Origin of the sequence: Mycobacterium sp. (genome assembly GCF_035653355.1) — a bacterium.
Taxonomy (GTDB): Bacteria; Actinomycetota; Actinomycetes; order Mycobacteriales; family Mycobacteriaceae; genus Mycobacterium.
This window is the reverse complement of sequence record NZ_DASRBZ010000025.1, coordinates 1-2539: the sequence shown is the minus strand read 5'-3', so window position 1 is coordinate 2539 and position 2539 is coordinate 1. Positions and strand designations below refer to the sequence as shown.

Sequence of the window (2539 nt, the reverse complement as noted above, 5' to 3'; positions counted from 1 at the left end):
TCCAATTGCACCAAATGACCGGCGCCCTCGACGATGAGCAGTTCGGAATCCGGCAGGGCGTCGGCCATCTCGCGGGAATACTCGGCCGGCGTCAGCATGTCGCGATCGCCGCACGCGACCAGCGTCGGGATCTGTGCCAGCGTCGGCAGCGCCTCGGTTTCGTCCAAGGTTTCCAGGGCGTGCAGAAACTCCACCATCGTGGTGACCGGGGTGCCGTACATCATTTTCTGCGAGAACGCCACCACGCTCGGGCTGATCTTCTCGTCGCCGTAGGATGCCGCTACAAGGATCGGCTTGATCAGCGACCGCGCCGCTCGTCGGCCGCGATGCACCAGCTTGGGCGCCGAGCGCGCTGTGAATCGGACTGCCTCCAGCGCCGGGTTTTTCAGGATCTCCCCCAACAACGATCTGGAAACCCCTTCGGCCGCCGAGGAAATCAATGCCGCGCCGACGATCCGGTCGCCGTAGTAGTGCGGGTACTGGCGAGCATGCGACAACACGGTCATGCCGCCCATCGAATGGCCAACCACCACGACCGGCCCGCGCGGGGCGATCACCTGCAGCACCGTTTCCAAGTCCCTGCCGAGTTGGGCCACCGTGTAGGACTCGGGCGAGGCTTCGCCGGAACGGCCATGGCCGCGCTGGTCGTAGAAGATCATCCGGACTTGCGGACCCCATTCGTCGCTGAGCCGCATGCGCTGAAAATGAAAGGCGGCCATGCGCAGACAGAAGCCGTGGGCGAACACCACCGTCAGCGGCGCATCCACCGGACCTGCCTCGCGTACGGCCAGCGGAACCCCGTCCGGGGTCGTCACCACGTAGCTGCGGTCGCTGTCCAGTGTCTCGAAATTCTCGCCGGCATAAGGGTCTTCGATGCCGGCGCGCCGCGTCATCGAGCGCGCCACCGACACAGCGGCGATCGTGCTCACCGCTCCCAGTCCTGCCGCTCCGGCTAGCCATTGTGCCTTGCGCGCATGCCCTTCGTCGTCACCGCTCAACGGTTTCGGCCTCGCGGTAGGTCCGGGTGATGCGCCCTCGCGGGCTTGTCACCACCTCGTAGTGGATGGTGCCGAGCAGGTCTGCCCAGTCCTGCGCAGTAGGTTCGCCGCCGGTGCCTGGACCGAACAAGATCGCCTCGTCACCCTCGGCGACGTCGAGCTGGCCGGGCCCGAGGTCGACGACGAACTGGTCCATGCAGATCCGCCCGACGCTGCGCCGTCGTTTGCCATTGATCAGCACCTCGAGGCGCCCGCCCAGCGTGCGGAACACCCCGTCGGCGTATCCGATGGGCAGCAGCGCCAGGTTGGTGTCGCGGTCAGCGATAAAGGTATGCCCGTAGGACACGCCTTCTCCGGCGCGGATCGAACGGACCAGTGCGACAGCGCATTTCACCGTCATTGCCGGTATCAGTCCCATGTCGCCACGTTCGGGGATGGGGCTGAGCCCATAGACGGCGATTCCGGGCCGCACAACGTCGAACGCGAAATCGGGCCGGCTCAACGTGGCCGACGAGTTCGCCAGGTGGGCAACCTCGAACCGCACCCCGGCGCTTTTCGCTTGGGCCAACATGTCGCAGAACCGTTGGTACTGAAGTTCATTGGTGGGGTGGTCAGGTTCGTCGGCGTACACCAGGTGCGACATGATGCCGTGCAACCGGATGGCGTCCTCAGCGGCGGCTTGGCCCAGTGCGGTCAGCATGGCCGGGTATTGCGCGGCGCCGACACCGTTGCGGTTCAAGCCGGTGTCGACTTTGACGGTCAGCGTCGCTGTGCGGCCGGTCCGGCGCACTGCGTCGAGCACTTCGTCGAGCTGACGCACCGAGGACACCGCGATCTGCACGTCGGCGGCCAACGCAGGGGCGAAGTCGGTTCCGGGGCGGTGCAGCCACGCCAGCACCGGTGCGGTGATGCCGTCGGCGCGCAATTCGAGCGCCTCGGCGATGGTGGCGACACCGAGTTCGGCCGCCCCGGCCGCCAATGCGGTGCGGGCGGCCCGCGTGGCGCCGTGGCCGTATCCGTCGGCCTTCACGACGGCCATCACCTGCGCGGGTCCGGCGTGCTCGCGCAGCACCCGCACGTTGTGGGCGATGGCCTCGAGGTCCACCACGGCTTCGGCGATGAGGTCCTTGGACTTCGGGACCAGGGGAGTTGTCTGCATCGTCTCGATTGTCCCAGACCCCGCGAACGTGGGCTTAATGCACGCCGCCTGCAGATTTGCGTAACACGAGACCACACTCGGCGGCCATCAGGTCAGTGCGCGAAGTGCTGTTCGTCGAAGTGCCCGCCGGGTTTGAGTTTGTCCAGCGTGGCCAGCGCGGTTACAGCGTCGTCGTGCAGCGCCCGCGCCAGGTCCGCGGACAGCCCTTCGCGCACCACGATGCGCAGCACCGAGACGTCGGTGGCGTTGTCCGGCATGGTGTAGGCGGGCACCTGCCAGCCGAAGGTCCGCAGCTCGTGCGAGACGTCGAACTCGGTGTAGCCGCGGTCTCCGGCCAGTCGGAAGGCCAGCACCGGGATCGCCGACCCGTCGGAGATCAGTT

2 protein-coding genes and 1 pseudogene are annotated in these 2539 nt (G+C 66.9%); all 3 read right to left on the bottom strand.

Annotated elements, in window-relative coordinates:
* Nucleotides 1–998 (bottom strand): alpha/beta hydrolase (locus VFA16_RS00805; protein ID WP_324965991.1); only part of this gene is annotated, 998 nt, incomplete at its 3' end.
* Nucleotides 988–2157 (bottom strand): alanine racemase, encoded by a 1170-nt coding sequence (gene alr / locus VFA16_RS00800; RefSeq protein ID WP_324965990.1) that lies wholly within the window; start codon nt 2155–2157, stop codon nt 988–990. The genes alr and VFA16_RS00805, both read right to left, overlap by 11 nt.
* 92 nt (nt 2158–2249) lie before the next feature.
* Nucleotides 2250–2539 (bottom strand): annotated as a pseudogene (locus VFA16_RS00795) (glutamate decarboxylase); the annotation flags it as partial.

Excerpts from the sequence above, each read along its gene's own strand:
- alr (WP_324965990.1), bottom strand. The coding sequence starts at position 2,157 with ATGCAGACAACTCCCCTGGTCCCGAAGTCCAAGGACCTCATCGCCGAA.